This is a genomic window from Williamsia sp. Y721 (genome assembly GCF_059683565.1).
The window spans coordinates 1,178,007-1,202,263 of record NZ_JCASNH010000002.1 but is presented as its reverse complement, the minus strand read 5'-3'; the positions used below and the strand labels follow the sequence as shown (position 1 = coordinate 1,202,263).

27 protein-coding genes are annotated in these 24,257 nt (G+C 63.7%); 17 read left to right on the top strand and 10 right to left on the bottom strand.

What is annotated here, in order from left to right:
* Position 1 precedes the first annotated feature (1 nt).
* On the bottom strand, positions 2 to 922 hold the full coding sequence (locus tag AC56PL_RS14290; protein WP_497154232.1) for a vWA domain-containing protein: 921 nt from the start codon (positions 920 to 922) through the stop codon (positions 2 to 4).
* A 69-nt stretch (positions 923 to 991) separates the two neighbouring features.
* A complete protein-coding gene (locus AC56PL_RS14285; RefSeq protein WP_497154231.1) occupies positions 992 to 1,939 on the bottom strand; it encodes an AAA family ATPase in 948 nt (315 codons plus the stop codon).
* Between the two features lie 122 nt (positions 1,940 to 2,061).
* On the opposite strand from AC56PL_RS14285, the gene AC56PL_RS14280 reads away from it, so the two are divergent.
* The 3 genes from AC56PL_RS14280 (at position 2,062) to AC56PL_RS14270 (ending at position 4,304) form a co-directional block, all read left to right on the top strand.
* Positions 2,062 to 2,736, top strand: coding sequence for an acyl-CoA-like ligand-binding transcription factor (locus AC56PL_RS14280; RefSeq protein ID WP_497154230.1), 675 nt, complete (start codon positions 2,062 to 2,064; stop codon positions 2,734 to 2,736).
* On the top strand, positions 2,733 to 3,158 hold the full coding sequence (locus tag AC56PL_RS14275) for a hypothetical protein (RefSeq protein WP_497154229.1): 426 nt from the start codon (positions 2,733 to 2,735) through the stop codon (positions 3,156 to 3,158). Before AC56PL_RS14280 ends, AC56PL_RS14275 begins: the two co-directional genes overlap by 4 nt.
* A 342-nt stretch (positions 3,159 to 3,500) precedes the next feature.
* The gene (locus AC56PL_RS14270; RefSeq protein ID WP_497154228.1) at positions 3,501 to 4,304 is read left to right on the top strand and encodes a lytic transglycosylase domain-containing protein; all 804 of its coding nucleotides are present in this window, start codon (positions 3,501 to 3,503) and stop codon (positions 4,302 to 4,304) included.
* A 14-nt stretch (positions 4,305 to 4,318) separates the two neighbouring features.
* On the opposite strand, the gene AC56PL_RS14265 is transcribed toward AC56PL_RS14270, so the two are convergent.
* Both AC56PL_RS14265 and AC56PL_RS14260 read right to left on the bottom strand, forming a co-directional pair.
* Positions 4,319 to 4,888 (bottom strand): DUF308 domain-containing protein, encoded by a 570-nt coding sequence (locus tag AC56PL_RS14265; RefSeq protein WP_495514321.1) that lies wholly within the window; start codon positions 4,886 to 4,888, stop codon positions 4,319 to 4,321.
* A 41-nt stretch (positions 4,889 to 4,929) separates the two neighbouring features.
* Complete coding sequence (locus AC56PL_RS14260; RefSeq protein WP_497154227.1) at positions 4,930 to 5,520, bottom strand: TetR/AcrR family transcriptional regulator; 591 nt, start codon at positions 5,518 to 5,520, stop codon at positions 4,930 to 4,932.
* Positions 5,521 to 5,630: 110 nt separating this feature from the next.
* Here AC56PL_RS14260 and AC56PL_RS14255 point away from each other — a divergent pair, with 110 nt between their 5' ends.
* The 3 genes from AC56PL_RS14255 to AC56PL_RS14245 are packed head-to-tail and all read left to right on the top strand — an operon-like array spanning position 5,631 to position 8,672.
* Positions 5,631 to 6,659 carry an ABC transporter permease gene (locus tag AC56PL_RS14255; RefSeq protein ID WP_497154226.1) on the top strand — a complete coding sequence of 343 codons (1,029 nt, stop codon included), beginning with the start codon at positions 5,631 to 5,633 and terminating at the stop codon, positions 6,657 to 6,659.
* 28 nt (positions 6,660 to 6,687) lie between these two features.
* A complete protein-coding gene (locus AC56PL_RS14250) occupies positions 6,688 to 7,683 on the top strand; it encodes an MBL fold metallo-hydrolase (RefSeq protein WP_497154225.1) in 996 nt (331 codons plus the stop codon).
* Positions 7,680 to 8,672, top strand: a complete 993-nt coding sequence (locus tag AC56PL_RS14245; RefSeq protein ID WP_497154224.1) for a fumarylacetoacetate hydrolase family protein — start codon at positions 7,680 to 7,682, stop codon at positions 8,670 to 8,672. The genes AC56PL_RS14250 and AC56PL_RS14245 overlap by 4 nt, the downstream gene beginning before the upstream one ends.
* A 24-nt stretch (positions 8,673 to 8,696) precedes the next feature.
* Here the strand turns inward: AC56PL_RS14245 and AC56PL_RS14240 are convergent, their stop codons facing one another.
* Complete coding sequence (locus tag AC56PL_RS14240) at positions 8,697 to 10,115, bottom strand: YibE/F family protein (protein WP_495515990.1); 1,419 nt, start codon at positions 10,113 to 10,115, stop codon at positions 8,697 to 8,699.
* Between the two features lie 146 nt (positions 10,116 to 10,261).
* Here AC56PL_RS14240 and AC56PL_RS14235 point away from each other — a divergent pair, with 146 nt between their 5' ends.
* From AC56PL_RS14235 to AC56PL_RS14210, 6 genes are all read left to right on the top strand, one after another.
* On the top strand, positions 10,262 to 10,618 hold the full coding sequence (locus AC56PL_RS14235; RefSeq protein WP_497154223.1) for an SH3 domain-containing protein: 357 nt from the start codon (positions 10,262 to 10,264) through the stop codon (positions 10,616 to 10,618).
* An 87-nt stretch (positions 10,619 to 10,705) separates the two neighbouring features.
* Positions 10,706 to 11,161, top strand: coding sequence for a hypothetical protein (locus tag AC56PL_RS14230; RefSeq protein ID WP_495514315.1), 456 nt, complete (start codon positions 10,706 to 10,708; stop codon positions 11,159 to 11,161).
* 58 nt (positions 11,162 to 11,219) lie between these two features.
* A complete protein-coding gene (locus AC56PL_RS14225) occupies positions 11,220 to 11,879 on the top strand; it encodes a GntR family transcriptional regulator (protein ID WP_497154222.1) in 660 nt (219 codons plus the stop codon).
* Complete coding sequence (locus AC56PL_RS14220) at positions 11,876 to 13,126, top strand: MFS transporter (protein WP_497154221.1); 1,251 nt, start codon at positions 11,876 to 11,878, stop codon at positions 13,124 to 13,126. The genes AC56PL_RS14225 and AC56PL_RS14220 overlap by 4 nt, the downstream gene beginning before the upstream one ends.
* Entirely contained in the window at positions 13,116 to 13,928 is an 813-nt protein-coding gene (locus AC56PL_RS14215) for an acyl-CoA thioesterase domain-containing protein (RefSeq protein WP_495514312.1), read from the top strand. Before AC56PL_RS14220 ends, AC56PL_RS14215 begins: the two co-directional genes overlap by 11 nt.
* An 18-nt stretch (positions 13,929 to 13,946) precedes the next feature.
* Positions 13,947 to 14,780 carry an alpha/beta fold hydrolase gene (locus AC56PL_RS14210; protein ID WP_495514311.1) on the top strand — a complete coding sequence of 278 codons (834 nt, stop codon included), beginning with the start codon at positions 13,947 to 13,949 and terminating at the stop codon, positions 14,778 to 14,780.
* A 6-nt stretch (positions 14,781 to 14,786) separates the two neighbouring features.
* Here the strand turns inward: AC56PL_RS14210 and AC56PL_RS14205 are convergent, their stop codons facing one another.
* On the bottom strand, positions 14,787 to 15,953 hold the full coding sequence (locus AC56PL_RS14205; RefSeq protein WP_495514310.1) for an ATP-grasp domain-containing protein: 1,167 nt from the start codon (positions 15,951 to 15,953) through the stop codon (positions 14,787 to 14,789).
* 113 nt (positions 15,954 to 16,066) lie between these two features.
* Between AC56PL_RS14205 and AC56PL_RS14200 the strand changes: the two genes are divergently transcribed.
* The gene (locus AC56PL_RS14200) at positions 16,067 to 17,086 is read left to right on the top strand and encodes a DMT family transporter (RefSeq protein WP_495514309.1); all 1,020 of its coding nucleotides are present in this window, start codon (positions 16,067 to 16,069) and stop codon (positions 17,084 to 17,086) included.
* On the opposite strand, the gene AC56PL_RS14195 is transcribed toward AC56PL_RS14200, so the two are convergent.
* Positions 17,074 to 18,201 carry a phosphatase PAP2 family protein gene (locus tag AC56PL_RS14195; protein WP_497154220.1) on the bottom strand — a complete coding sequence of 376 codons (1,128 nt, stop codon included), beginning with the start codon at positions 18,199 to 18,201 and terminating at the stop codon, positions 17,074 to 17,076. The two genes, AC56PL_RS14200 and AC56PL_RS14195, sit on opposite strands and share 13 nt — an antisense overlap.
* Positions 18,202 to 18,370: 169 nt before the next feature.
* Here AC56PL_RS14195 and AC56PL_RS14190 point away from each other — a divergent pair, with 169 nt between their 5' ends.
* Together AC56PL_RS14190 and AC56PL_RS14185 are read left to right on the top strand one after the other, a co-directional pair.
* Entirely contained in the window at positions 18,371 to 18,586 is a 216-nt protein-coding gene (locus tag AC56PL_RS14190) for a hypothetical protein (RefSeq protein WP_482136089.1), read from the top strand.
* A 57-nt stretch (positions 18,587 to 18,643) separates the two neighbouring features.
* On the top strand, positions 18,644 to 19,759 hold the full coding sequence (locus tag AC56PL_RS14185; protein WP_497154219.1) for a DNA adenine methylase: 1,116 nt from the start codon (positions 18,644 to 18,646) through the stop codon (positions 19,757 to 19,759).
* Between the two features lies 1 nt (position 19,760).
* Here AC56PL_RS14185 and AC56PL_RS14180 read toward each other — a convergent pair whose 3' ends face one another.
* A complete protein-coding gene (locus AC56PL_RS14180) occupies positions 19,761 to 20,045 on the bottom strand; it encodes a hypothetical protein (RefSeq protein WP_497154218.1) in 285 nt (94 codons plus the stop codon).
* Positions 20,046 to 20,150: 105 nt separating this feature from the next.
* On the opposite strand from AC56PL_RS14180, the gene AC56PL_RS14175 reads away from it, so the two are divergent.
* Complete coding sequence (locus AC56PL_RS14175) at positions 20,151 to 21,053, top strand: alpha/beta fold hydrolase (protein WP_497154217.1); 903 nt, start codon at positions 20,151 to 20,153, stop codon at positions 21,051 to 21,053.
* On the opposite strand, the gene AC56PL_RS14170 is transcribed toward AC56PL_RS14175, so the two are convergent.
* Complete coding sequence (locus tag AC56PL_RS14170) at positions 21,050 to 22,447, bottom strand: wax ester/triacylglycerol synthase family O-acyltransferase (protein ID WP_495514304.1); 1,398 nt, start codon at positions 22,445 to 22,447, stop codon at positions 21,050 to 21,052. The genes AC56PL_RS14175 and AC56PL_RS14170 overlap by 4 nt on opposite strands.
* Before the next feature lie 130 nt (positions 22,448 to 22,577).
* Between AC56PL_RS14170 and AC56PL_RS14165 the strand changes: the two genes are divergently transcribed.
* The gene (locus tag AC56PL_RS14165) at positions 22,578 to 23,351 is read left to right on the top strand and encodes a deoxyribonuclease IV (RefSeq protein ID WP_495514303.1); all 774 of its coding nucleotides are present in this window, start codon (positions 22,578 to 22,580) and stop codon (positions 23,349 to 23,351) included.
* A 7-nt stretch (positions 23,352 to 23,358) separates the two neighbouring features.
* Here the strand turns inward: AC56PL_RS14165 and AC56PL_RS14160 are convergent, their stop codons facing one another.
* Entirely contained in the window at positions 23,359 to 24,090 is a 732-nt protein-coding gene (locus AC56PL_RS14160) for a GTP pyrophosphokinase (protein WP_497154216.1), read from the bottom strand.
* Positions 24,091 to 24,257 lie beyond the last annotated feature (167 nt).

Below are 24,257 nucleotides of genomic sequence, written 5' to 3'. Positions count from 1 at the left end.
GTCAGCCGAAGATCGACGTCAAGGCCGGCGCCACGTCGTGATGATCGCGGATCAGGCGGCATCGTCCCCGGCCGATGGTCGCGAGGTCCCGGCCCAGGTCCACATCGTCCTCCCCTGAGGTGTCGAGCAGGACGTCCAGACGTGGCAGTCGCGCCGCGACACCGCGCGGATCAGGCCCCGCATTGTGGACACAATCGCTGAGCAGCAGCACCCGCGCATCCGCAGGCGGCACCCCGACCAGCTCCCGCGCCGCCACCTCGAGAGCGAACGCGACATTGGTCAGTCCCTGCGTCGGCAACGTCAGCAACTGATCGAGCACGGCCTGGGCGCTGACCCGCTCTCCCAGCCGAACCAGGATCGCGGCATCTGACCAAAAGGCCACCACCGCAACATCATCACGGGCGAGCTCGCCGACCATCGCACCGACCGTCGCTGCCGCGGTCCGTACCTGTTCGCCTTTGGTGGACCCCGAGATGTCGACAACCAGAACGATCGAGCGACGGTTGCGAACCCGTTCCCGCACCAGGATGTCGTCGTCGGTCGGCAACGGATTGCCTGCGATCGCCACCAGTGTCGCGTCCAGATCGATCTCATCGGTGCCACCGCGCCAACGCATCGTGGTCAACGTCCCTGTGCTGGCCCGCCGGGCCCGACGTTGCCGCATCGGCTGCGCCAGCGCCAGCCTCCGAGCGATCTGCTTGGCCCGCTGCCTACCGATCTCGTCGACGACCGAAACACTATGAGAGTCCACCAGATCACCCTCGTCGTCGGTGGCACCCGGCGCCGACGAACCGGGCAACTGCATGGGCTTACCGCGCTCGGTTCCCTTGGGGATCAGCGTGAACCCGCCACCTCCGGCCGACGGCTTGAGCAGTGCGGGTTCCTCGTCGAGGACCTTGGGTTTACGACGCAGCGGGCGCATGTGCGCGCGATCCCGGCCGTGATCACTCTTCGACCGACGCGACAGCGGACTATCGGCCGCAACGGCTCTTCAACCCGGTTCGGCAGCCGCCGGAATCAGAATGAAGTGGTCCTGCCAGATCTCCCGCAACACCGCTTCCGGAGTCTCGAAGGCGGTGTCGTCGAGATGGATTCGCCCGGATAACGCCACCAGCATGGCGTCGAGCATGGTGTTCGTGTAGTCCTCCGGCAGGCCCCTCGGCGGATCGACCGAGTCCACCACGGGCAGCGAGATCCCCCGCATCTGCGCCAGTTCCGACGCCAGCAACGCAACGTCGATGGCGCCGCGCACACTGCTCCCCTGGCGGATGTCGTCGCGCTCGCGGGTGGCTCGCGTGACCGCGACGGCATCGGCCACCACCCGAGCCGAATCGACGCCGGTTCGGCGCTTCACGATTTCGCGTTCGGCCACTGCGTCCTGATAGGTCACCACCAGTCGGCACATCCGGTCGTGCACCGACGTCGACAGCCGGGTGGTACCGATGTTGTCGTACGGATTCATCGACGCCACCACGCGGAATGTGGGGAGCGCCTTCACACTGCCCACCCGTGGGATCGTGATGACCCGCTCTGCCATCGCGGTGAGCAACGTGTTGAGTGTGTCCTCCGGCGCGCGGTTGAACTCCTCTATGTACAGGAACCCGCCCGTGCGCATCGCCTCGATGAGTGGGCCCTCGACAAAATTGTCCGCCGAGTAGTCCTCCCGCAGGACCCGGGCGGGATTGTGATGTCCCACAAGCCGACTCGGGGTCAGATCGGCATTGCCCTCCACGAACACCAGCGGGATGTCCCATTCCGCGGTGATGGTGCCCAGCAACGTCGACTTCGAGGTCCCGGGCGGGCCTTCTAGCATCAGGTCCCGTCCGGCCGACACCGCCGCCAGCAACAGGTCGACCTCGCGCTCGCGGCCCACCACCTGCTCGGCGATCCTGGCCCGGATCTGAGCGGTTGCGGCCACACCTACGAGAGCTCTTGTCATGCCATCAATCTAAGGTCGACGGGCACCGACGACAAGGGACGCTGTACGCAGCGCAGCAGCCATCGCTTTCGGGCCACGTAGGTGAGACGATGGCACACAGTCTGACAAACCGGGGGAACGGTATGGAACACGCGACGATAGACAAAGGCGGCAGACCCGCCATAACCAGCGCACGCAAACTGGCCGCCGCCGCACAGGAACTCTTCATCACCCAGGGTTTCGAGCGCACCAGCGTCGAGGACATCGCCGCCGCAGTCGGTGTCAGCCGCCGGACCTTCTTCCGCTACTTCCCCACCAAAGCCGATGTGCTCTGGCTTGAATCGAATGCCGAAATCGACCGCCTGAACGCCTTCCTCGCCGCCGACGAAGGCATCTATCCACCACGTGAGGTGCTCGAATCCGCAGTCGTCGCCGCACTGCTGTGTCGTCCTGCCGACGAGCGATGGGCCAGGTACCGCGCCCAACTGATCCTCACCGTGCCCGCAGTCCACACCCATGCCGCCAGGATGTACCGCCGGATCCACGAATCGGTCATCGCATTTCTGGAGCGGCGAGGCATCTGGCCGGCTAACGAATTGGCGGCCCTGACGTTTGCCCACGCGACAACCGCCGCCATCATGGCCGCGCACGAGTACTGGATAACGCACCCCGAAACCACACTCGCAGAATGTCTTCGGTCCACGATTCGGCTACTGCTCCCGGTCGATCCGGGAACGGAGTGGATCGCACCGCGCCTTCCGGCGACCGCGCCGTCGATCGGATTATCCAGGGAACCGGCCATTCACTCCGGGTGGTGAGATCCGCTTGCGGGCTCGGGCGTTGGTCCACACCGATCCCGCCGTACCCCGATCCCGGATCGATCGGCGGGCACGTCTCGCGTGGATTCGAGCGCGTCCAGGAGACCTTCGTCGAGAACTTCACCGTGCGGGCCGAGCTCGGCGCGGCGGTCTGCGTGGTCATCGACGGTGAGGTCGTCGTGGACCTGTGGGGCGGGCTCCGCGACAACGCGACGGGCGCGAGTTGGTCCGACGGATCGACCCGCAGCACCGCATCATCGGCCAGGTCTTCCGAGGCGACATCGCGGTGCCGTTGGGGGTGGGCGACGAGGTCTTCATCGGGACGCCGGCGTCGGTTCCACCCCGGGACAGGCTTCTACGGCGCCTTCACGTCCGCCGGTGGACCGCTCGGCCTGCGGCCGCAGACGCTTGCGGCTACGTAACAGACAAAATGGGCATCGAACTGCAGGGAGATCCCCCGCGACTTGGCGCTGCGCCAGGCACTCGCGAACTGTCTCCAGGCAGAGCCGACCGGAGGCGCTGAGGCGGAGCGCTGGGCGTCTGTCGACCCCCTGATATAACGCCGCATGCGGGTCCCCGACACGCGCGTAAAGTGACTGAGGTCACATTCTTAGCATCGCTAAATGCCTGACCTGCGATGGGTCTCGATCCTGCAACGCACCCTCCGGTTGCCGATCACGGAACGATAACGAAGGGGGTCAATTCTGGTGTAGCGTCGGCGCGGACTCAACGGGCGAACGCCCATCTACAGGAGGTTCATCGCCTTGGGTAAGCATTCGGCACCAAAGAAGTCGACGCTGAAAACAAAGTGGCGGTCGCCGTATGCGCTGGCCGCCCTTGTGCCCGTCGGACTGGTCACCGCAGTAGCCGGTGCCCATGCGGGTCAGCAGATGACGGGCGAACCGACGAAGCAGGTGGCCGAGAGCGCCGCATCGGCCGCGGTGAGATCCGCATCGAACACCGAGTCCGTTGCTCCGGCCACCCCGGTCGTCGAGCACGTCACCGCCGAAGCCGAACCGGCCCCCGCTCCCGCACCCGAGGTGGTCCCGGCGAGTGTGACCAGTGGCCAGATCCCCCGCATCAATTACGAGGCGTATCACGCCGCCGGATCGAAGCTGGCGCAGGAACTTCCCGGCTGCGGCGTCTCGTGGCAGCTGATCGCCGGAATCGGCCGCGTCGAATCGACCCACGCCAACAACGGCAAAGCGGATCCGACGGGCGCCCTGGAGTCACCCATCCTCGGTCCGCTGCTGGACGGCAGCCTGGCAGGCAACAACGTCATCCGCGACACCGACGGCGGAAAACTCGACGGGAACCCCACCTACGACCGCGCGGTCGGACCCATGCAGTTCCTTCCAGAAACCTGGAATCACTACGCCGAAGACGGAAACGGCGACGGCGTCGCCGACCCCCAGAACCTCTTTGACGCGGCCCTGACAACCGGCCGTTACCTCTGCGACGGCGGGCTCGACCTCCGGGATCCGGCTCAGGTCGTCAAAGCCGTCCTGCGTTACAACAACTCGATGGACTACGTGTCGAAGGTGCGTGGCTGGGCCGACGGTTACTGATTCGGAGGTTCCGGCTAGACGGCCGGTGCGACCGTCTCTCGCGGCAGGGTCAGCAGCGTGACGACACTGACGATGATGAGCAGGATCGCACCGACAACGAGGAACGTGGTGATCGCGGCGCCCGGCAGGAACAGCACAACGATGCCGGCGATGAGTGAGATCACCCCGGACCCGATGAGGAACCACTTGGGTGCGTACAGGGCACCGCCGAATCCGGCGGCGATCTCCTGAATTCCCTGGAAGATCCACGAGATACCGATCACGATGGCCAGCAAGACCAGTGATTCAGCCGGGTTGAACAGGCACACGATGCCCGCGATCAAGATGATCGCGCCCATCAGCCCGAGGAAGGCCCGCAGCCCGGTTGGCAACAGCTTTGCCGAAAAGGCCATGGTCAGGCGGTAGATGCCGGTGAAGATCAGTGTGATCCCGAAAAGAACCGCAACCACGACAAGCGTCGGCTCGGGCCAGATGAGGGCCACGATACCGATGATGATCCCGATGACCGCGGTGGCGATGAGCCCGGCCCGCACCGCATTGCGCAGCTGATCGGGAAACGACTGGGTGGCAACAATGTTCGTCATGGGTGGAACTTACCCCGCGAAACCCCTGGTGACACACCAAATCAAGGCAACTTTGTGCCATCTGGCCGCAGCCCGGCAAGGAAGATGGCCAGTACCCGCGGGATCAATTCATCAACCGTGGTGTTGCCCGCCACCATCGGATCGGCATCCAGTGACGACTGGGGCCGGGTGATCAAGGCCAGCCCGGCGAAGAAGTCGATCTCCGTGAGATCTTTTCGCACAACACCTTTGGCCTTGGCCCGGGTGAGAACCTCGCCAAGCATGGCGAGGTTTGCGTGACGTTCGTCGATCAGATGCTGCGGCAATACATCGACATCGCGGACGATGATCGGTATCAACGAGCCCAACCGCAGTGACACGAACATTCCACTGAGCCTTACCAGGGCGTCTGCCGGATCCGCGTCGACGTCCTCGATCAACGCTTCGAGTGTCGCGCGGGCCCGGGCCAACCCGTCCTCCAACAACGCGACTTTCAGATCGTGCCGAGTGGGGAAGTTCCGGTAGAGGGTGGCAATACCGACCCCGGCACGTTCGGCAATCGTCTCGAGTGGCACGTCGTAGCCGACTTCCGCGAACAACTCCCGTCCGGCGTCCATCAATCTGGCCCGCCGCTGCACCGCATCTGCCCTCATCTACACGCCCCTCTTCGCGACACCGCACTTGACAGCAGATTCTATACGGAGGAATATCCTCCGTATTAAGTGGAGGATATTCCTCCACATCTGACATGTGAAGGGTTTCCATGAACCGCAAGATCGTAGGGGCGATGATCGGGCTGGCCGGGGTGCTGGCACTGATCTCGCTCGCTTTTGTCCTGCCGATGAAAAACTCTGGAGCACACGATCTTCCGATCGGCATCGCCGGACCGACCTCGGCGAGCACCCCCATCGAGAGTGGATTGCGGGTGCAGTCCGCGGACACATTCGATGTCCGCCACTACGACTCGGTCGACGAACTCCGGACCGGCATCGAGGAACGCGAGGTAGTCGGTGGCATCGCCATCACCCCTGCTGGGCCGACGATGTTCGTGACATCGGCGGGCGGGGCACAGATCGCCCAGACCCTGCGGGCTACGGCGACCGCGATGTCGACGGCGAGCGGTGTGGCGGTGCCGGTCGAAGATGTCGTCGCCACCACGGCCGATGATCCGCAGGGCACCGGCATCGCCGGGCTGGCACTGCCACTGGTGCTCGGCGGCATCATCCCCGCCGTCGCCTTCAGCAGACTCCTCCCGGGAAAAACGCTTCAGCAGGGTGCGGCCGCGATCGGCATGGCAGGTCTCGCCGGATTCGCCCTCGGACTGATCCTGCGGTTTGCCGTCGGCACATTCGACAGCAACGTCATCGCGGTATCCCTCGGTATCGCACTCGGGATGTCTGCGATCAGCCTGACCCTGATCGGACTGGCAGGCAATGTCGGCATCGTCGGATTCGGTGCCGGCGCAGTCGTCATGATGATTGTCGGCAATCCATTGTCGGGCATCGCGACGAGCTCGTACTGGCTGCCGTCAGGGTGGGCCGAACTCGGTCAACTGCTACCCCCGGGCGCCTCGGGAACGCTCCTTCGTTCACTTGCCTTCTTCGACGGCCACGGCGGCGCCCACGCACTGATCGTGCTGTTGTGCTGGACCGCGATCGGTGCAGGCCTGATACTCCTTGCGCACAAGCGGACTCCGTCCGCCGACGACGACGAGACATTCGGCGTCCTCGCCACGGCCGATTCCGGAGTCTCCCCAGAGCCAACAAAAGCGAGCCCTCGCTCGGTACAGTGAGTCGAAAGGCCTCAACTTAGGAACACCGATGCCCACTCGGCACAATCAACTGACCCAAATCGACAGCAGAACATACGCTTTCATGCATCTACCCGGCGGATGGGGGCAGACCAACACCGGGTTGGTGGTGGGCGACGACGCAGCGATGGTGATCGACACGGTCTGGGACCGTGGCCGGGCGCAGGCCAACGTCGAAGCGTGGTCGTCGGTGAGCGATGTCCCGATCACCGAAGCGGTCAACACCCACTCCGACGGTGATCACTGGTGGGGCAACAACACCCTGCCCGAAACCACACGCATCACAACGTCGGTGGCCGCGCTCGCTGCGATGAAGGATGACACACCGCCGGGGGCGGTCGCCACGTTCGCCTCGCTCGGCAGGATGACCCGGTCGATACCCGGTGCGGCAGGGTATCTCGGCCGATATATGTATCAGGTGACAGGTGGCGCCGACCTGCCCAAGCGACTACCGCGGCTGCCCGACCACACCTTTTCCGACACCGAAGACATCAAGGTCGGTGGCCGCATCGCTCACCTACGTGACTTCGGGCCTGCGCATACACCCGGGGATCTCATCGTTCACATCCGCGACAGCGGTGTCGTTTTCACCGGCGACCTCTTGTTCATCGGCACCACCCCGGTGATCTGGCATGGGCCGCTGGTTAATTGGATAACCGCAATCGACCATCTCCTACAACTCGACGGCGCGACGTACGTCCCCGGACACGGTCCGGTCTGCGGTCGCGCCGAGATCGAGCTGTTGCGCGATTACTGGATGTGGTTGTCGCAGGCCGCCCGTGAGCACCACGCCGCCGGGCGGGCACCACTGGCAGCGGCCCGGGCATTGATCCGTTCCCCCGAGTTCGTCCCGTTTTCGCAATGGGGCTCTCCCGAGCGCATCGTGCTGAATCTCAGTACCTTCTACCGGTCGTTCGACGGCGCGCAGCCCGCACCGCCCACCATCGTTCGCCGGGCCCGCGCCTTTGCCGATGCAGGCAAACTCCAACACACCATGCGGTCATGAAGATCCGCCGCCTACCCGGCCCCGCGTCGCTGGCGATCCTGCACGAGCCGTCGGGACAGTGGATCAGTCTGCGCGCCGCCCTGGGTGCCAGGGACGGGCTCGAAGAACTCACACATCTGCAGTCAAATCTGTTGGCACTGCTGGCTGCCGGTGTGCAATCCCGTGCCAAGATCATCGACGTCGTCGATCAGGCCGCGGATGCGGGAATCGGGATGTTCACCGATCCGCCACCGGCCATCCCCTACTACCCCAGTTCGCTACGCTGCTTTCTCGGGTGGGAAGAACACTGGATCAAAGCCGCACACGGCTTGGTCCAACGCAACCTCCCCGTCAGCCGGCCCGTCATCCGAACCTATGAACGCTTGACGCACAAGGTTTTTCCACTGCTACGACCGGGCGCCGCCTTCTACGATCATCCCGTCTACTACACCGGCAATCACCTGACGGTGATCGGTGACGGTGAACCGATGCCTTGGCCCAACTACACCACCGAACTCGACTACGAGCTCGAATTCGGCATGATCATCGCCCACCCCGTTCGCGATGCCACGCCCAAGACTGCGGCTGCCGCCATTGGCGGATTTGTGGTGTTCAACGACTTCAGTGCACGCGACGTGCAGTGGGACGAGCATCGGCGCGGCGTGTTCGGCCCCGTGGTGAAAACCAAAACCTTTGGCAGCTCCATCGGTTCGGTGGTGGTCACCGCCGACGAGATCCTGCCCAAGATCGATCGACTCACCGCTTCGGTCCGTGTCAACGGAGAGTTGTGGTCGTCCACCAGTACCCACGGATTGCGTTACAGCCCAGGCGAGGTCGTCGCCTGGGCCAGTCAGTCAGAGAATCTGCACGCCGGTGAACTGATCACCTCCGGCACCCTGCCTGCCGGATGCGGGCTCGAACTCGACCGCTGGATCCGTCCGGGCGATGAGGTGGCCCTGACGATCGACGGGATCGGTTCGGTGACCAACACGGTGGCCTACCCGGCCTGACCGGATCGGTTCAGATGTTCTGACTTACTCGGGCAGCCAGTGTCGTCCGTGTTCCGGTTCGGGCTTGTCGAGTGCCACGCCGTTGGTGTTGTCGCTGTCCTGATCCTTGCTGGTGGCGCCTGCCGGCGGCCTGGTGGACAGCATCACCGCGACCGCGGTGGTCAGCGGAACCGACAGTGCGATCGCGATACCACCGACAAAGCTCCGGGCGAGTTCGATGGCCACCAACTCGGTGGTCATCAAAGTCCCGAGCGTCTGACCGGACACCGAGAACAGCAACAGCAGCGGAAGTGTGCTGCCCGCGTACGCAAAAACGAGCGTGTACACGGTGCTCGCGATGTGGTCGCGGCCCACCCGCATCGCAGCGGCGAAGGTCTGCAGCCGATTACCACCGTCGGCTGCGGAGAGCTCGAACACCGCCGACGCCTGGGTGATGGTCACGTCGTTGAGTACACCGAGCGCACCGATGATGAATCCCGCCAACAGGATTCCGTTCACCGAGATGGCGTTGTTGTAGATCTGCAGATTGATCGTCTGCTCCTGCGAGATACCGGAGATGTGCATCGTCTCGATGGCCAGCCAGGACAGAAAACCCGCAAGCAGAAGTGACGCCAGCGTGCCGAGCAATGCCGCACTGGTCCGCAGACTCAGTCCGTGCGCAAGATAGATGACCACGAACAAGATCGCCGCCGACGACACGATCGCCACCGCGACCGGCGACTTTCCGTCCAGCATCGCGGGCAGGGTGAATCCGAAGAGCACCGCAAAGGCGAAGACGAGTCCGATCACCGACCGCAGGCCCCGCCACGAGGCCACCAAGACGATCGCGAACACGAACACCAACGCCCACACGATGATCGACGTCGAGCGACCGTAGTCGAAGAACGAATAGGTGTCGGTCCCGTCGACACCGACCGAACGCGACAGTTTGATGTTGTCGCCGACCTTCAGATCCGGCTGACCGGGCAACGGCTGCGCCAGTTGCTGCGCCGTGAGCTCATCACTGCCCGAATCCTGCTCGATCCCGGCCTGCACCCGATGCGTCGGGACTTCGATCAGTGTGTTGGCGCCCTCATTGGGCCCCGAGGTCAGCCGCACGGTGTTCTGGATGCACGGGCCGTCATTGACGGACGCGACTGCCGCATCGCCGGCGAACACCTGCCCGGACTGCTGATTGAGGCAATCGGAGGTGGCCTGTGCCACCACCTCCCCCGATTCGACCTGGATGGATCCACCACCGACCGACTGGAAGTTCACCGGGACGTCGTGATCCCGGTCGCCGGGCCAGAGCAGGACGAGTCCGAGGACAACCGCGATCGCGGATGCGACCAGCAGCCCGATGACCACCTTCGCCACATTCGGATGGAGGTCCACCGGGCCAAGCTGGTGGTGGTGATGTTGGTGGGACTCGTCGCGACGAGAGGGTCGGCTCACCCGGGTCACATTAGTGGTCGCGCCCATGCGTTCGCCGAACGTCACGTCTTGGGGCCGATCCGGCTTGTCGACAGAAGAAGCCTTCCGCCCTCGGTGAGGTCGGGCCTACCGTGGAAACGGCCCATTCTTATACCACAAGAAAGGAGTATGTCACCATGAATCGCTCATTCTCCGTCGCCGCGGCAGCAATCCCCGTGGTGACGGCAGGTCTCGTCGGAGGGACCTCCGCCCCAGCGCAAGCCGCCCCAACGCCGGTCTCTTGCACGCACGTCTGGTCCGACAAGGACACCGGTTCAAGCACCGTCAAGTCGAACAATGCGGTGTTGCGCACCGGACCGGACAACACCTGCAACGTCGTCGCCCGTGTTCCGGGGGGCGTCACCCTGGACTTCGACTGCTACATCGTCAACGACGTGGGCAAGAAGTTCACACACGTCCAGTTCGACGACGCCCACAAGCAGGGGTGGATTTCACACGTCTATCTCGACAACGGCAGCAACACGCGCTGCTGATCCCAACCGGGCCGGGGCCTCGGGCACCGGCTTCGAAACTCCTCTCGGTGAGCGGAAATCAGTGAACCCGCCACAGCGGAACACCGGATGCGCGAGAGTGGACATGTGCTCGACGAAATGCAGCGCGAAGCCACCGAGCTCTTCGAATCCGGTGAATACGAACATGCACTCGCGGAATTCTCGGTTCTGAAAGAGATCCGATGCCGCCGCGAGGGTCCTTACTCGCTGAAGTGCCTCTCGAACCTGCATGACGTGATCCGGTGCCAGGTACGGCTGGCGCTCTGGGCCGAATGTGAACCACAGTGCCGCGAGCTGCTCGCGAAGTACACATTCACCCACGGACCGATCGACCCCGACACCCTCGACGTCGTCGAACACATGGCACGAACCCTCGACGCCCTCGGACGACCCGACGAGGCCGCCGAACTGTGCGAGCGCACCGCTGATTTACTGACTGCCGACGGTCAACACCGCAAAGCGCTGTCGTTCCGCGACGCCGTGGTCCGCTATCAGGCGGCAACCACAAAACCTGCAACTCGCTGACCCCCTGCCTGCACCCCGGGTTGGGTCACTGCGCGGGCTCGATGCTTAGATACAAGTTGTGTCTAAGGAGCTGTCCGCCTCGGAGCGTGCGTACCAACAGGTGAAAGGCCAGATCCTGGCCGGAACGCTGGCCGGCGGTGAGCTGATCAGCGAAGGCGAGATCGCCACCACCCTGGGAACCTCTCGCACCCCCGTTCGCGAAGCGTTTCTGCGCCTCGAGACCGAGGGCTGGATGAAGCTGTATCCGAAACGCGGCGCCCTGATCGTGCCGGTCCCCGTCGACGAGGCCGAGCACGTCATCACCGCGCGGTTTGTGGTCGAGACCGCCGCCGCGGCAATGCTCGCCTCTCGCGATCGCACATCGCTGGTCGCAGATCTCCGCAATGGACTCGACAGGCAAACCGCTCACGCCGACTCCGGTGACGTCGACGAGTTCACCATCGCCGATGCCGCATTTCACCGCATGTTCGTCGCGGCTGCAGGCAACCCGCTGCTCGAAGGTTTCTACGACACCCTTCGAGATCGCCAGCTACGCATGACGAGCACCTCCGTCCAACGTGATCGCGCCCAGGTGCAGCGGATCATCTCCCACCACACCGAGCTCACCGAACTCATCGAAGCCGGCGACGCCGATGGATTTGCAACAGCCCTTGCCGCGCACCTCAATTCGGTGCACAACCTTCGGACACCGCTACTCCCCGGCGGCACGCCGTCATGAGGGACTGGCGCGGGGTCTCCGCGACGATGTTCGCAATCGCCTGGGGCGGAAACGAATTCACGCCCCTGCTGGTCTTTTACAAGCATGAGTACGAGATGGCCGGGCCGACCGTCGATGTCTTGCTCTTCGCCTACGTGGTGGGCATGGTGCCCGCGCTGCTGATCGGCGGCCCGCTCTCCGACCGATTCGGCCGCCGACCCCTGATGCGTCCGGCCGCGTTCATCGCCGCCGCCGGATCATTGGTGCTGGCACTGGCGTCGGACTCCGTCCCCCTGCTCACCGTCGGCCGCATTCTCAGTGGCGTCGCCATCGGACTGGCGATGGCGGTCGGCACCAGCTGGCTCAAAGAACTCTCCAGCCCTCCATTCGACCCTGCCGGCGCCGGGAACGGCGCCCGCCGAGCCGCGATGAGCCTGACCGCAGGTTTCGGCATCGGAGCGGCCTTCGCCGGAACGATGGCGCAGTGGGGTCCATGGCCACACAGCACGTCGTACGTGGTGAACGCAGCGATCTGCCTGATCGCCGCGGCCTGGATGTGGTCGGTGCCGGAAACGCGACGTCCCGCGACCGAGAAGACGCGGCTGCGCCACGATCTGCGGATCCCGTCGCTCCGCCACCGCCGGTTCCTGCTGGTCGTGGTCCCGCTGGCGCCGTGGGTGTTCGGGACCGCCATCGGATGCCAGGCGATCCTGCCGACCCTGATCGCGCCCGAGGTCGAAGCCGCTCCGATGGCTTTTGCGGCATTGATCTCGGCGGTCACACTGACGTGCGGCTTCACCATTCAATCGGTCGGCCGCCGGATCGACCGGCCCGACTCGGCCAGGGCCAGCCAGGTGGCATTGCTCCTGATGATCGTCGGGATGGGCGCGGCCGCACTGGCGGCAGCACTGCTGACCATCTGGGCGGTACTGATCGCGGCGGTGATCCTGGGTGCCGGGTATGGCATCGCACTGGTCGCCGGACTGTCCGAGGTGCAGCGCATCGCCGGTCCGCGCGACCTCGCCGGTCTCACCGCGGTCTATTACGCACTCACCTATCTGGGGTTCGCCATCCCCATGACCCTGGCCTACCTGCATGAATACATTCCGGCGGTCACGTACCCACAGATGTTCGGGTTCGGAGCACTCGCCGCGACACTCACTCTGGCGATGATCACTCTCCAGTCCCGCAAGAACCTGCCGCCTGTGGTCCCCGACACCCAGGGCAACGAGATTTCCGCAGGTCTGCAACTATCAAATGGTGTCTGACCCGAGCTACTTCACCCTCGACGCCGACGGCGTCACGCTGATCCCGACAAAATGGGCGCGAAGCGCGTGGGGCCCGAACTCATTGAACGGTCCCGCAGTCTGCGCCGCCGCGGCCCACGCCCTCGAACGCGACCATGCAGATCCCGACTTCGTGCCCTCACGCATGACGATCGACTTGTTCAAGTCGGCACGCAACGAACCCACGGTGGTCAACACCCGCAAGGTCCGGTCCGGTCATCGGATCGTCGTAGCCGACGCCGAGGTGATGCAGGGCGAGGTGATGGTGGCCAGGGCCTCCGTCGTGTTCCTGCGCCGGTCGGCCCCGCCGCCCGGAAACGAGTGGCGCCCCGAGTCCACCTTCACCCCGCCGGAGAACGCCTTCGACAACAAACCCCGCCACCCCTACGTGCACACCGACGGCAGCGAATGGACCCAGAGCATCGGCGGGCACCAGAACGTCGCACGGAAGCGGGCCTGGAGCACCGGCATGGGTGTGCTTCCCGGAGAACCGTGTTCACGCCTCGTCCACGCCGTCCAGTGCGCCGAGTCGACAAGCCTGGTCACGAATCTGGGCACCGAAGGCATCGGTTACATCAACTGCGACCTGACCATGGCGTTGTCACGGATACCCGAGGGACACGAGCTCGGCATCGAGGCCGACACCCACATCACGGCGGACGGGATCTCCGTCGGAACCGCAACGCTGTATGACCGAAAAGGGCCATTCGGAACCGGTATGGTCACCGCAGTCAGCAACGCTGCGGCGCAGATCGACTTCTCGGCGCGCAAGGGACTGCTGTAGGACCGAAAGGCGCGATCCATGGAGACGGTGACGCTGGAAACCGGAGTTGTCCTGGGCTGCAAGCGGGTCGGCGAAGGTCCAACTGTGCTCCTCAACGGCGGGCTCGGGATGCCGTCGATGGTGTGGGACATCTGCGGTCTCGTTGACTCACTGGTCGGTGCCGGATTCAGCGTGATCTCCTACCACGGCCGGGGCCTGGCTCCCTCGTCCGCGCCACCCTCACCGTATTCCGTCGCCGACCTTGCCGAGGACGCCTGCGGACTCCTCGATCACTTCGACGTCCCACAGGCGATGGTGGTCGGATTCTCGATGGGCTGCTACACAACTCAGATGATGTTGCGCACTCGACCCGAATTGATCAGTGCGGCAGTATTTTTCGCCGGCCTACAACCGAGCCCAATCGGCGCCCTGGTCGGCGAGATGGAACTGGCCCTCATCGAGCAGATCGGTGAGATTCCGCGCGCGGTACTGGTTTTCGAACAACTGATGACCACGTTGCACACCACCCTCCTGCAAGATCCGGATACGGTGGCCGGCTGGCGGGACGCGCTCACCAACTCCGACGGCGGCTGGACGAGCCCGGAGGGATTTGCCGGCCAACTCACCGCCTCGCATGCCTGGATCAAGGCCGGTGAACCGCTCGCCGAGCATCTGGCCGCGATCGACATCCCCACCCTGGTGCTCGCTTTCGAACACGACCTGTTCTTCCCACCGGAGCAGAGCGAGGCGACCGCGAGACTGATCCCGGGCGCGCAGTTCGCCCAGATCGACGGGGCCGGTCACGGTGGACTCTTCACCGGACCGGGCGACAGTGTCGAGCGCATCACCGAGTTCTGCACCCACCAACGCTGAGTCAGCTCAGAGCGGCTGACCATCCCACTCGTGGTCGTGCATGAATCCTTCGGCCAGGCCCACCCGGTACCGCACAGAGTTCTGCAGGATGTTTCCCAGGGCAAACGGAATACCCAGAAATGGGCCGATGTCGTCCCTTCGGGTGATGATCTCGTCGGTGTTCCGGAAGTCCCGGATGAAGCCTCGCAACGTGTTGCCTTCGTACGCCGACTTGCGCCAGCCGTAGAGCAGCATTCCAGGGCCGACCATCTTCCGGACACCGGCGTCAGGCGTGATGACCTCCTCGTTCTCACCGAAGAACGCGCGGTCGACGCGGTTGTGCGGCTCGAACATGAGGATCCCGCTGGTGGAACGCGGATTACATTCGATGGTGAACAAACCGCCCGACGAATCTTCGATGAAATCGAATCCGATTTGTCCGGTAAAATTCGTTTCTTTCACCCTTTTTGTCACCCACTCCGTGATTCCCGGGTGCTCAACCGACTCATAGGTAAGACATGAGTGTCCATCGATCGCATAACGAACCGGATAAATCGCGTGCGCGTAAATCCGTCCCTCATGACATATCGAATACGTACAATATTTGTCGCCTTTGAGCCACTCCTGGGCCAACCATGGATTGGCGGGGTCGAATTGGATACCTTCCGGCATCTGCCCCGGTGTCACCTTGTACACCTGTTGCGAACCCCGCGAGTAGACCTGCTTCAGCGCGAAGGGCTTGTCAAAATCCAGCGCCGCGAACTCTTCAGCAGATCCCACCTGTGCGTACTTCAGCGTCGGAACACCGAGGGCATCGAGCATGACCTGATATTCAAACTTGTTGTGTAGCCGGAACTCGGTCTCGAAATCCGACAACAACAGACGGCACTGCGGCGGGAACTGATCACGCGCCATCGCCAGGATGTCGGTCTCCTCGTGCACGGGTATGACCATGTCGATGGATTCAGCTCGAACCAGTCGCGCTATTTCCGCGACATACTCTTTCGGCTCGAACTTCGGCCGCGGCACCCGAAACACTTTTTGCACCGAATTGGAGAAACGAGCAATCGGGAATGGCACCGAATCGGCGATGTACACATCGTGTCCACCGGCATTCATCAACCTGGCGAGATCGAGTGTGAGAAACGACCGACCAAACGTTATGAGGACCTTTTTACCGCTACGATCGGGCATCGAACCTCGCAGGGAAACCGAGAAATGGCTGCACTCGCAGCATGGTAGCTTAAAATTCGCTGCATAACAGTCGCATGGTGTATGCCGCCGTGCCGTGAGGGAGAGGTGTCCGAATGTTCCTGATCGGCGTCCTCTTCGCGAGCGCTGCCGCTGTCGCGTATGGCGTATCGACAGTCCTGCGGGCCTTCGGCGCCCGCAAAGCAGCTGTCGCCGCCCGCGATGCCAACAAGCAAGATCAGCTCACCAGCGAAGGCGGCCCCTCGGTCGCCTCCACCCTGGACACCTTCAAGACACGTGAGTTCATCATCGGAACATCCCTGGTGGTGCTCGGCTTCGGTGCCGGAGCGGTGGCGGCCCGATTCCTCCCGCTGTTCCTGTCTCAGACGATCGTCTCGGCCAACTTGATCGTGACCGCCCTGCTCGGGACCGCCATCCTCGGCATCGGTTTGCACGGCCGCGATTGGGTTGCCATCTGCCTGGTCGTCTTCTCGCTGTGCGCCCTGGGCGTGTCGTCGTCACACCAGAGTGGCGGCGACGAGGAAAACAGCTTCCACTGGGGCCTGTTCGCTGCCACCTGCCTGCTGGCGATCGTGGCATTGCTGGCCGTCTACCGCCTCGGTAAACGCGGGGCCATCGTCGGGGGAGCTGCTGCCGGACTCCTGTTCGGCATCATTGCGATCTCGGTCCGCATCCTGCGCGGGGTCCATCCGTTCGACATCGTCGCACTGCTCACCGATCCGGCCGCCTGGACGATCGCGGTCGCGGGTGCGGTGGGCTTCTACGTCCAGACCGTGGCCCTGCAGCTCGGCCAGGTCAACGGGGTCACCGCCCTTCTGGTGGTCGGCGAGACCGCAGGCCCCGGAATCATCGGCGTGATATTCCTCGACGACACCGCCAAACCCGGCCTCACCTGGCTCGCGTTCCTCGGATTCATCGGTGCCGTGGTCGGGGCCATGTTGGTGGCGCTGTACAGCTCCGTGGACGCCGACCACTTCGGCGAAGCCGAGCCGGACACGGGCGGCTGGAGTCTGCGACGATCCAAACCCGCCGCTTCCTCGGGGTCCGGCAGCACAACCTCGTCTACGGATTCGGGCACCGATGCCCCGGATGCCCTACGCGATCAGGGCACCTGACTCAGGCGCCCGAGAAATTCCTCTTCTTTGTTCATTTTCCGGCCTGCCAGATATTTGTCACCCAAACCGACCACGACAACTGCAAAAACGGCGAGCCCCCAGCCGAGCAGGATATCGATCACAAAATGCTCGGCCGTGTAGACCAGCGTGAATGCCATCGCAAATGCGTAGCCCACAAACAATGTTCGGGCCAACGCGCCCACCCTTGGCCACATGAACAGTGCGAGAAACATCGTCAGGCCGGCGTGCAGCGAAGGTATGGCCGCCACCAGATTCGCTTTTGCCTGACCGAGTTGCAGCAGCCCGGACGCCGCGTGGATGTCGAGAACGTCCCAGCCCCTGGCCGAGATCCGCTCCACGTACGGCTCTGCGCCCTCGTGTGCGGGCGTCACATCGCCCAGCATGCCGCCACCCTCATACGGAGCGCGGTCCATACAGTCCGGATGCCGAGGATTGTCGGTGACCTCAACTGCCGAGCACTGGGCAGCGGCCCACGGCGGCGCGGCGGGCACCAGCGTGTAGCCGACGAGCGCCAGAAACGTCGTCAGCAGAAATCCCACCGCATACCGTCGCCAGGCGTGACGGTCTCTGAGCCAGAGCAGCGCGGCCGCCGCGTACGGGACGATGAAATACGACATGTAGACAACGCTGGTGATCACCTCCCACCACGGCGGCTCGGCCTGTTTGAGGTGACTCTGCAGAAACGCCGTCGGGTTGACCCCGAACATCCAGTGATCGAAGTCGACGGCCAGCGCCCATTGGGTTGGCATGTCCAGCCACTGGGCGATATTGCGGGTGAAGTCGTAGAGCAGCAGGATCAGCGCAAACGGCAGCCAGTCGATGACCACCGTGATGACGCGCCTGCGTCCGATGCTGGCCGCTGCCAGCCCGGCACACAGAAGCAGCAACAGCCGGGTCCGGTCGAAGGCCAACCCGAGGTAGGCGATGTGCCAGATCACGACCGCCAACCACACCGCCAGCGCAACCGCACGCCACAGCCTCAGATCGCCCAGGCGAATTCGCCTCACCTCGCGCAGCCGCGTGCGCCACGACCGATCGGCGAGCGGACCACGGGCGATTGCCACGTCGGACCGATCGGCCTCCTGCGTGCTCATGAAGCCACGTTGTCACCAGAGGCCGACTGTTGGCCAAGAATTCGCGAAAACGTTCCTGCCCGGAAACAGACGTTCATCTCCAGGATTGGCTCGGCCCAAACCGGCCAACACCAGAAGTGGCGTGAGTCACACTGATTGCACACGCAACCGACTCGACTCCGGAGGCAACGTGCCCAACAAGTATCTGCGATACGGCGACCGGCGCTACATCATCAACAACGAGGCCGAGGCACGCCTGAACCGGACCTTGGAGGCGGTCTACGCCGATGGCAGCCGGGGCCACCAGTGGCTGAGCCTGTACCGCGACTCCGAGGCCCCGTGCCGGCTGCTCATCGCCACCGGCGTTCCCATCACCATCGAAACCGAGATCTGCCTGGACGACTGAACCGGCACAGTGGACGCCTGTTCGATGTGCGAACCGTCCTCGATACGCTCTGCAGTTGTGGACACGGCTGACGCGGAAGACCCTGAAGCCGCCTACCGCACGTCGCAGCTGATCACCTACATCGGCAACAAACGCCAACTCCTGGTCCTCATCGACGAGGCGTTGGCCCAGGTACAGCGGCAGATCGGCAGGCCGCTCGTCACACTCGACGCGTTCTCCGGCAGTGGTGTGGTCTCGCGGCTCGCGAAGGCACGGTCGAGCACGGTGATCGCGAACGACCTGGAGAGCTATGCCCGGGTGATCAGCGACTGCTACCTGACCAATGCCTGCGAGATGGATCCGGACTTGCTCGCCAAGACCGTCTACGAGATCAATCAGATCGTCGAATCAGGCCACCGGACAAATGGTTTCATCGCCGAGCACTACGCGCCCGCGGACGACGACCAGATCGCCCCCGGGGAACGGGTTTTCTACACCAGCGACAACGCGCGGCGCCTGGACTCCTACATCCACCTCATCCATGAGCTCGATGAACCGCTGCGCACCTTGCTGCTCGGACCGCTGCTCTCGGCGGCCTCGGTCCACGCCAACACCTCCGGGGTGTTCAAGGGTTTCTACAAGGATCGCGAAACGGGGATCGGACGATTCGGCGGCAGTGGCGCAGATGCACTGGGCCGCATCACCGGAACGATCACCCTGCGCCCGCCCGTCCTGAGCACGCACCACTGCGAGCGCCGGGTACTGCAGACCGACGCCGCGAAGCTACCGGCACTGGTCGGGGGCGTCGACGTCGCATACCTGGACCCGCCGTACAACCAGCATCCTTACGGGTCGAACTACTTCATGCTCAACCTGATCGCCGACAATCGCGTGCCCACGGCCATGAGTCCGGTCTCGGGTATCCCGGGCGACTGGAACCGCTCGGGCTACAACGTGCGTTCGATTGCCGCCGGGCTGTTGCGGTCACTGATCGACGAACTCGACGCCAGGTATCTACTGATCTCGTTCAACGACGAGGGTTTCATCGCACCGGAACAGATGCGCGACATGCTCGAGCCCATCGGAGTCGTCACCGAATTCACCCAGCGCTACAACACCTTTCGTGGCAGCCGCAACCTTCGCGGCAGGAGCGCACACGTCACCGAGCACCTCTACCTCGTGGAGCGGTTCTGAACTACAGCGGATAGCGGGCCCGGTACACCGCGTGATCTCGCCGCGCCTCGATGGCGTGGGTGTGCTCGTCGGAGATCCGCGGAATCGCACGCAACGACACGATCCCCAGCACGACGAGGCCCACCAAACAGATGCCGGCGACAGCACCTTCCACATAGTGTTCACTCGCCATCGCGAGAAGCGTCAGAGCCGCGGCCGCCGCCCCGGCCAAGCCGGAGAAGTAAGCAAGCCAGCCGGCCGGCCAGACCGCAAGCCTGCGGACGTGTAGTGAGGTTCCTGAATGCATGGACATCTCCCATCTCTGCCCGACCGTGATCCACATCACTTTTTTCTGATCCTACGCTTCGTGCAGAAGCGGCGGCAGGACCATTTCCCCCGTACCGTCGAACAGATGGAGAGTTCTTTGGTCAGGGTTCGCAATGCGATCTTGCGCCGGGTCGAGCGCGTCATCGACCCCTATCCGGTCCGCGACCTCCCCGACGGCCGCATGGTCTACCTGCCCGGACGCGGTTCGACGTACGTCACCGACTCCGGGCCGAAGGACAAACCGGCGATATTCCTGCTGCATTCGGTCATGACCAACGGGCTGCTGTGCTGGTATCCGCTGATCCCCGAGCTCAACAAGGAGTTCCGGGTCATCACGCTGGACCAGCGGTGGCACGGGCGCGGCATCCGCGACGGTCGGTTCGATCTCGACGACTGCGCCGACGATGTGGTCGCACTCGCCGACGTCCTGGGTATCGACACCTTCACCGCTGCCGGGTTCTCGATGGGCGGCGGTGTGGCACAGCTGGCCTGGCGGCGGCACCCGGGCCGGGTCAACGGTCTGATCCTGTGTTCCACCGGCCCGTTCTTCGGCAGCCACGACCCGAAACGCCAGACCAGCATGTCGAACATCGGCCGGATGATGAAGGTCATCCATCCGCCCCACGTGCAACCGAATGCCGCCAAGCTCGACGATCGAACGGTCCCCGACTCGTTGTGGGCTATTCGGCAGTTCCTGGCGACGCCGCTCTCTCGGCTCGGCCCGCTCGGCGACGGCATGGGCAGGTTCGATTCACGCCCGTGGCTGTCCGAGATCGACGTGCCCAGCGCGGTCCTGATCTCGGTCAAGGATCGGGTCATCCCCCCGTCGCGCCAGCATCTGCTTGCCGACAACATTCCCGGCATCAAGGTCTTCGAGGTCGACGGGGGCCACGCCTGCTGTGTCCTCGAAGCCCCCAAATTCATCCCGGTCTTCATGGAGGCCGCGCGCGAGGTCTCCGCGCTCGTTCTCGAGCCCGTCGAGAGCTAGTCGCAGGCTTCCAGGAGCGCCTTCACCTCGTCTTCGAAGGCCTGCACCAACGGCCACGGATCGGGGACGAGTTCTTTGCAGCCGATGACGCCGACGTTGAGGTGGCCGTCGAGGGAGAACACCGTGATGTTCATGCCTGCACCGTGGAACACCGGCCCCAGCGGGTACATCCCCTCGATCTTCGCGCCGAGGTAATACATCGGGAAGTCGGGTCCGGCCACGTTGGAGATCACCAGGTTGTAGATCACCGGATGCCGATCTGCCAGCTCCTGTGAGGCATACAGCCGCATCGCCATGCCGATGGTCGCAGGCGGCACGAATTGTGCCCAGCCCCGGAACAGGTTCGAGTCCATCGAACCATGGTGTTCCTTGGACTTTCGGACCTGATCGCCCACCGTGGTGATGCGCTCGACCGGGTCGGCGATATCGGTGGCCAGCTTGGTGAACATGCCGGTGACCTTGTTGGTGCCCTGTGTCACGAGGTCGTCGTCGTTGTCGCCGTGGACCGACACCGGGACCATCGCGACCAGCGGCTGGTCCGGGAGTTCACCCAGATCGTCGAGGTAGCTCCGCAATGCCCCCGCGCAGACGCTCAGGACGACGTCGTTGATCTTGACGCCGTAGTGATCCTTGATGCGTTTGACGTCCGTCAGCGACACCTGCGTGTACGCCAGGCTCCGGTGGCCCGTGATCGACTTGTTGAACGGTGTCCGCGGTGCCCGGAACGGCAGCGGCATCGCCTCGTTGCGGCGGGCCCGCGAGATCCAGTCGAACGGCACCTGGGCAGTCTTGGGGAGCAATCGCGCGAAGCTCAGCGGCCGACGCGCCACCTGAAGCGCACCGTCGACCGCCAGGCCGACGAGCGAGGCGTCCCCGGCGGATTGGGCCAGGTCCTCCTCGTCCAGCTCGGGTTCGTCGGGACCGATGGTGCACAGTTTGGCCAGCAGATCCGCAGCGCTCACCCCGTCGACGCTGGCGTGATGCATCCGGAGCAACACCGCGATCTTCCCGTCGAGCAGCCCTTCGATGACCCACATCTCCCACAGTGGTTTGCTGCGATCGAGCGGCACCCCGGCGATGTGTGCACAGAAATCTGCCAATTCGTGGCGTCCGCCCGGAGGCGGGACGGCCACCCGGTGGACATGACTTTCGATGTCGAAATTCCGGTCTTCCACCCACACGGGATGGTCGATGTTCAGGATCGAATCCCGGAGTTTCCGACGGAATGTCGGGAGTCCGGCGATCCGCCGGTCGAGTACATCGCGCATCTTCTCGAACGAATATCCGCCTTCGACGGTGTCCGGGTCGAGTTCGATCAGCCCGACGATGTGCATCAACTGCGATCGTGATTCGAGATAGAGAAATGAGGCGTCGAGACCGCTCAAACGTTCCACGTTTACTCCCCCAAAAACAGTTCGTCCGACAGAGTCTTACGGATCTCCACTCTGCCCCTAATTGTCGCCAAATACCTCGGGATCGCCGATGAAAAACACTCTGACAGCCCGAGCCTCCTAAGCTGTGTTCATGCGCACAGGTGCCCACGTACGACAAGACAGCGATCCAATCGGCCGCGCCGAGGAGCTCGGCGCCGAATTGCTACAGATGTTTGTGACAGATCCACAGGGTTGGGAAAAGCCGAAACCCCATCCGTTGGCAGAACAAATCCGCAACTCCCCGATCGATGTGGTGGTGCACAGCTCGTACATGATCAACGTGGCCAGCCTCAACAACCGGCTCCGGATGCCGTCACGTCAGGCAGTGATCAACCAGGCCATCGCCGCCGCGGAACTCGGCGCGTTCGGACTGGTGGTGCACGGCGGACACCTACGCGACGACGAAGACGCGAAGGACGGATACGAGAACTGGCGCAAGCTCTTCGAGCGGGCGAACGACAAGGGCGGCTTCCCCGTCCCGATCCTGATCGAGAACACCGCAGGCGGCGACCATGCGATGGTCCGCACCCTGGAGAACATCGAACGGCTGTGGGAAGCGGTCGGCGACTACGAGAACGCAGGCTTCTGCCTCGACACCTGCCACGCGTGGGCGGGCGGAGAAGATCTCGTCGACATCGTCGAGCGGGTCAAGGCCATCACCGGGCGGATCGACCTGATCCACCTGAACAATTCACGCGACGAGTTCGACTCCGGCCGCGACCGCCACGCCAACCTCACCGATGGCCACATCGACCCCGATGTCCTGGTCGCGGTAGTGAAGGCGGCGGGTGCTCCGGTGATCCTCGAGACGCCCGAGGAAGGTCTCGCCGACGATCTGATTTATCTGCGTAAGGCGCTGGCCTGACACATCGTCAGAGCTCGCGATTTCCGCTGCCGTGGATCTCCCGCCGGATCGCCTGCATCCTCTGATCGAGGATGTTGGCGGTTTCGGCGGCCTCGGTCAGCTCGTCGAGGAGATGGGCGGGCACGGTGCGGTCGTATTTGTAGTAGATCTTGTGCTCGAGGCTGGCCCAGAAGTCCATCGCGATGGTGCGGATCTGTAGTTCGACCTTCACCGGCAACTGGCCGGTGCTCAGGTTGACCGGCGTCTCGACGATGGTGTGCAGTCCGCGGTATCCGTTCGGTTTCGGATGGGCGATGTAGTCCTTTGTGTGCAGGGTTTTCACGTCAGGTTGGGCGCATAACAGCTCGGTGAGCTGATAGGCATCGGCGATGAACGTGCACGACACCCGGACTCCGGCAATGTCGTCGATCTGGCCCTGGAGGGCTTCGGGGTTCACCGGGATGTTGCGGCGACTGGCCTTGGCGAGCAGACTCTCGGGACTCTTGACCCGGGCGCTGATGTGTTCGATCGGGTTGTAGTCGTTGAGGTAGGCGAACTCATCGCGCAAGATCTCCAGCTTGGTGACGATCTCTTTGATCGCGAACTGGAACGGCAGCATGAACTTCTGCATGCTCTGACCGATCTCGACGATGTCGGCGGGCCCGAGATCGCGTTCCGGTCCGGCCTCGGCCAACCATTGCACCAGGGGGCCGGAAGGTTCGCTCTGGACACCTTCACTGCTTTTCACCGCGTCAGACATGCCATCCATGGTGCCCGACCTGCCGGACACGCCACCGGTGAGTCATCACCCCATCCAGCCCCTGAAGTGCTGCGCATCACAATTACTGACTCACCGAGCGTTTGTGCGACGTGGTAAGCGGATGTATATTCGGGTTGTTACTGGTGAGTAACTTACTGTGCAGTCCA

Excerpts from the sequence above, each read along its gene's own strand:
- AC56PL_RS14260 (WP_497154227.1), bottom strand. The coding sequence starts at position 5,520 with ATGAGGGCAGATGCGGTGCAGCGGCGGGCCAGATTGATGGACGCCGGA.
- AC56PL_RS14265 (WP_495514321.1), bottom strand. The coding sequence starts at position 4,888 with ATGACGAACATTGTTGCCACCCAGTCGTTTCCCGATCAGCTGCGCAAT.
- AC56PL_RS14255 (WP_497154226.1), top strand. The coding sequence starts at position 5,631 with ATGAACCGCAAGATCGTAGGGGCGATGATCGGGCTGGCCGGGGTGCTG.
- AC56PL_RS14250 (WP_497154225.1), top strand. The coding sequence starts at position 6,688 with ATGCCCACTCGGCACAATCAACTGACCCAAATCGACAGCAGAACATAC.
- AC56PL_RS14205 (WP_495514310.1), bottom strand. The coding sequence starts at position 15,953 with ATGCCCGATCGTAGCGGTAAAAAGGTCCTCATAACGTTTGGTCGGTCG.
- AC56PL_RS14160 (WP_497154216.1), bottom strand. The coding sequence starts at position 24,090 with ATGTCTGACGCGGTGAAAAGCAGTGAAGGTGTCCAGAGCGAACCTTCC.
- AC56PL_RS14280 (WP_497154230.1), top strand. The coding sequence starts at position 2,062 with ATGGAACACGCGACGATAGACAAAGGCGGCAGACCCGCCATAACCAGC.
- AC56PL_RS14230 (WP_495514315.1), top strand. The coding sequence starts at position 10,706 with ATGCGCGAGAGTGGACATGTGCTCGACGAAATGCAGCGCGAAGCCACC.
- AC56PL_RS14180 (WP_497154218.1), bottom strand. The coding sequence starts at position 20,045 with ATGCATTCAGGAACCTCACTACACGTCCGCAGGCTTGCGGTCTGGCCG.
- AC56PL_RS14290 (WP_497154232.1), bottom strand. The coding sequence starts at position 922 with ATGCGCCCGCTGCGTCGTAAACCCAAGGTCCTCGACGAGGAACCCGCA.
- AC56PL_RS14235 (WP_497154223.1), top strand. The coding sequence starts at position 10,262 with ATGAATCGCTCATTCTCCGTCGCCGCGGCAGCAATCCCCGTGGTGACG.
- AC56PL_RS14165 (WP_495514303.1), top strand. The coding sequence starts at position 22,578 with ATGCGCACAGGTGCCCACGTACGACAAGACAGCGATCCAATCGGCCGC.
- AC56PL_RS14245 (WP_497154224.1), top strand. The coding sequence starts at position 7,680 with ATGAAGATCCGCCGCCTACCCGGCCCCGCGTCGCTGGCGATCCTGCAC.
- AC56PL_RS14285 (WP_497154231.1), bottom strand. The coding sequence starts at position 1,939 with ATGACAAGAGCTCTCGTAGGTGTGGCCGCAACCGCTCAGATCCGGGCC.
- AC56PL_RS14175 (WP_497154217.1), top strand. The coding sequence starts at position 20,151 with ATGGAGAGTTCTTTGGTCAGGGTTCGCAATGCGATCTTGCGCCGGGTC.
- AC56PL_RS14200 (WP_495514309.1), top strand. The coding sequence starts at position 16,067 with ATGTTCCTGATCGGCGTCCTCTTCGCGAGCGCTGCCGCTGTCGCGTAT.
- AC56PL_RS14195 (WP_497154220.1), bottom strand. The coding sequence starts at position 18,201 with ATGAGCACGCAGGAGGCCGATCGGTCCGACGTGGCAATCGCCCGTGGT.
- AC56PL_RS14220 (WP_497154221.1), top strand. The coding sequence starts at position 11,876 with ATGAGGGACTGGCGCGGGGTCTCCGCGACGATGTTCGCAATCGCCTGG.
- AC56PL_RS14210 (WP_495514311.1), top strand. The coding sequence starts at position 13,947 with ATGGAGACGGTGACGCTGGAAACCGGAGTTGTCCTGGGCTGCAAGCGG.
- AC56PL_RS14215 (WP_495514312.1), top strand. The coding sequence starts at position 13,116 with ATGGTGTCTGACCCGAGCTACTTCACCCTCGACGCCGACGGCGTCACG.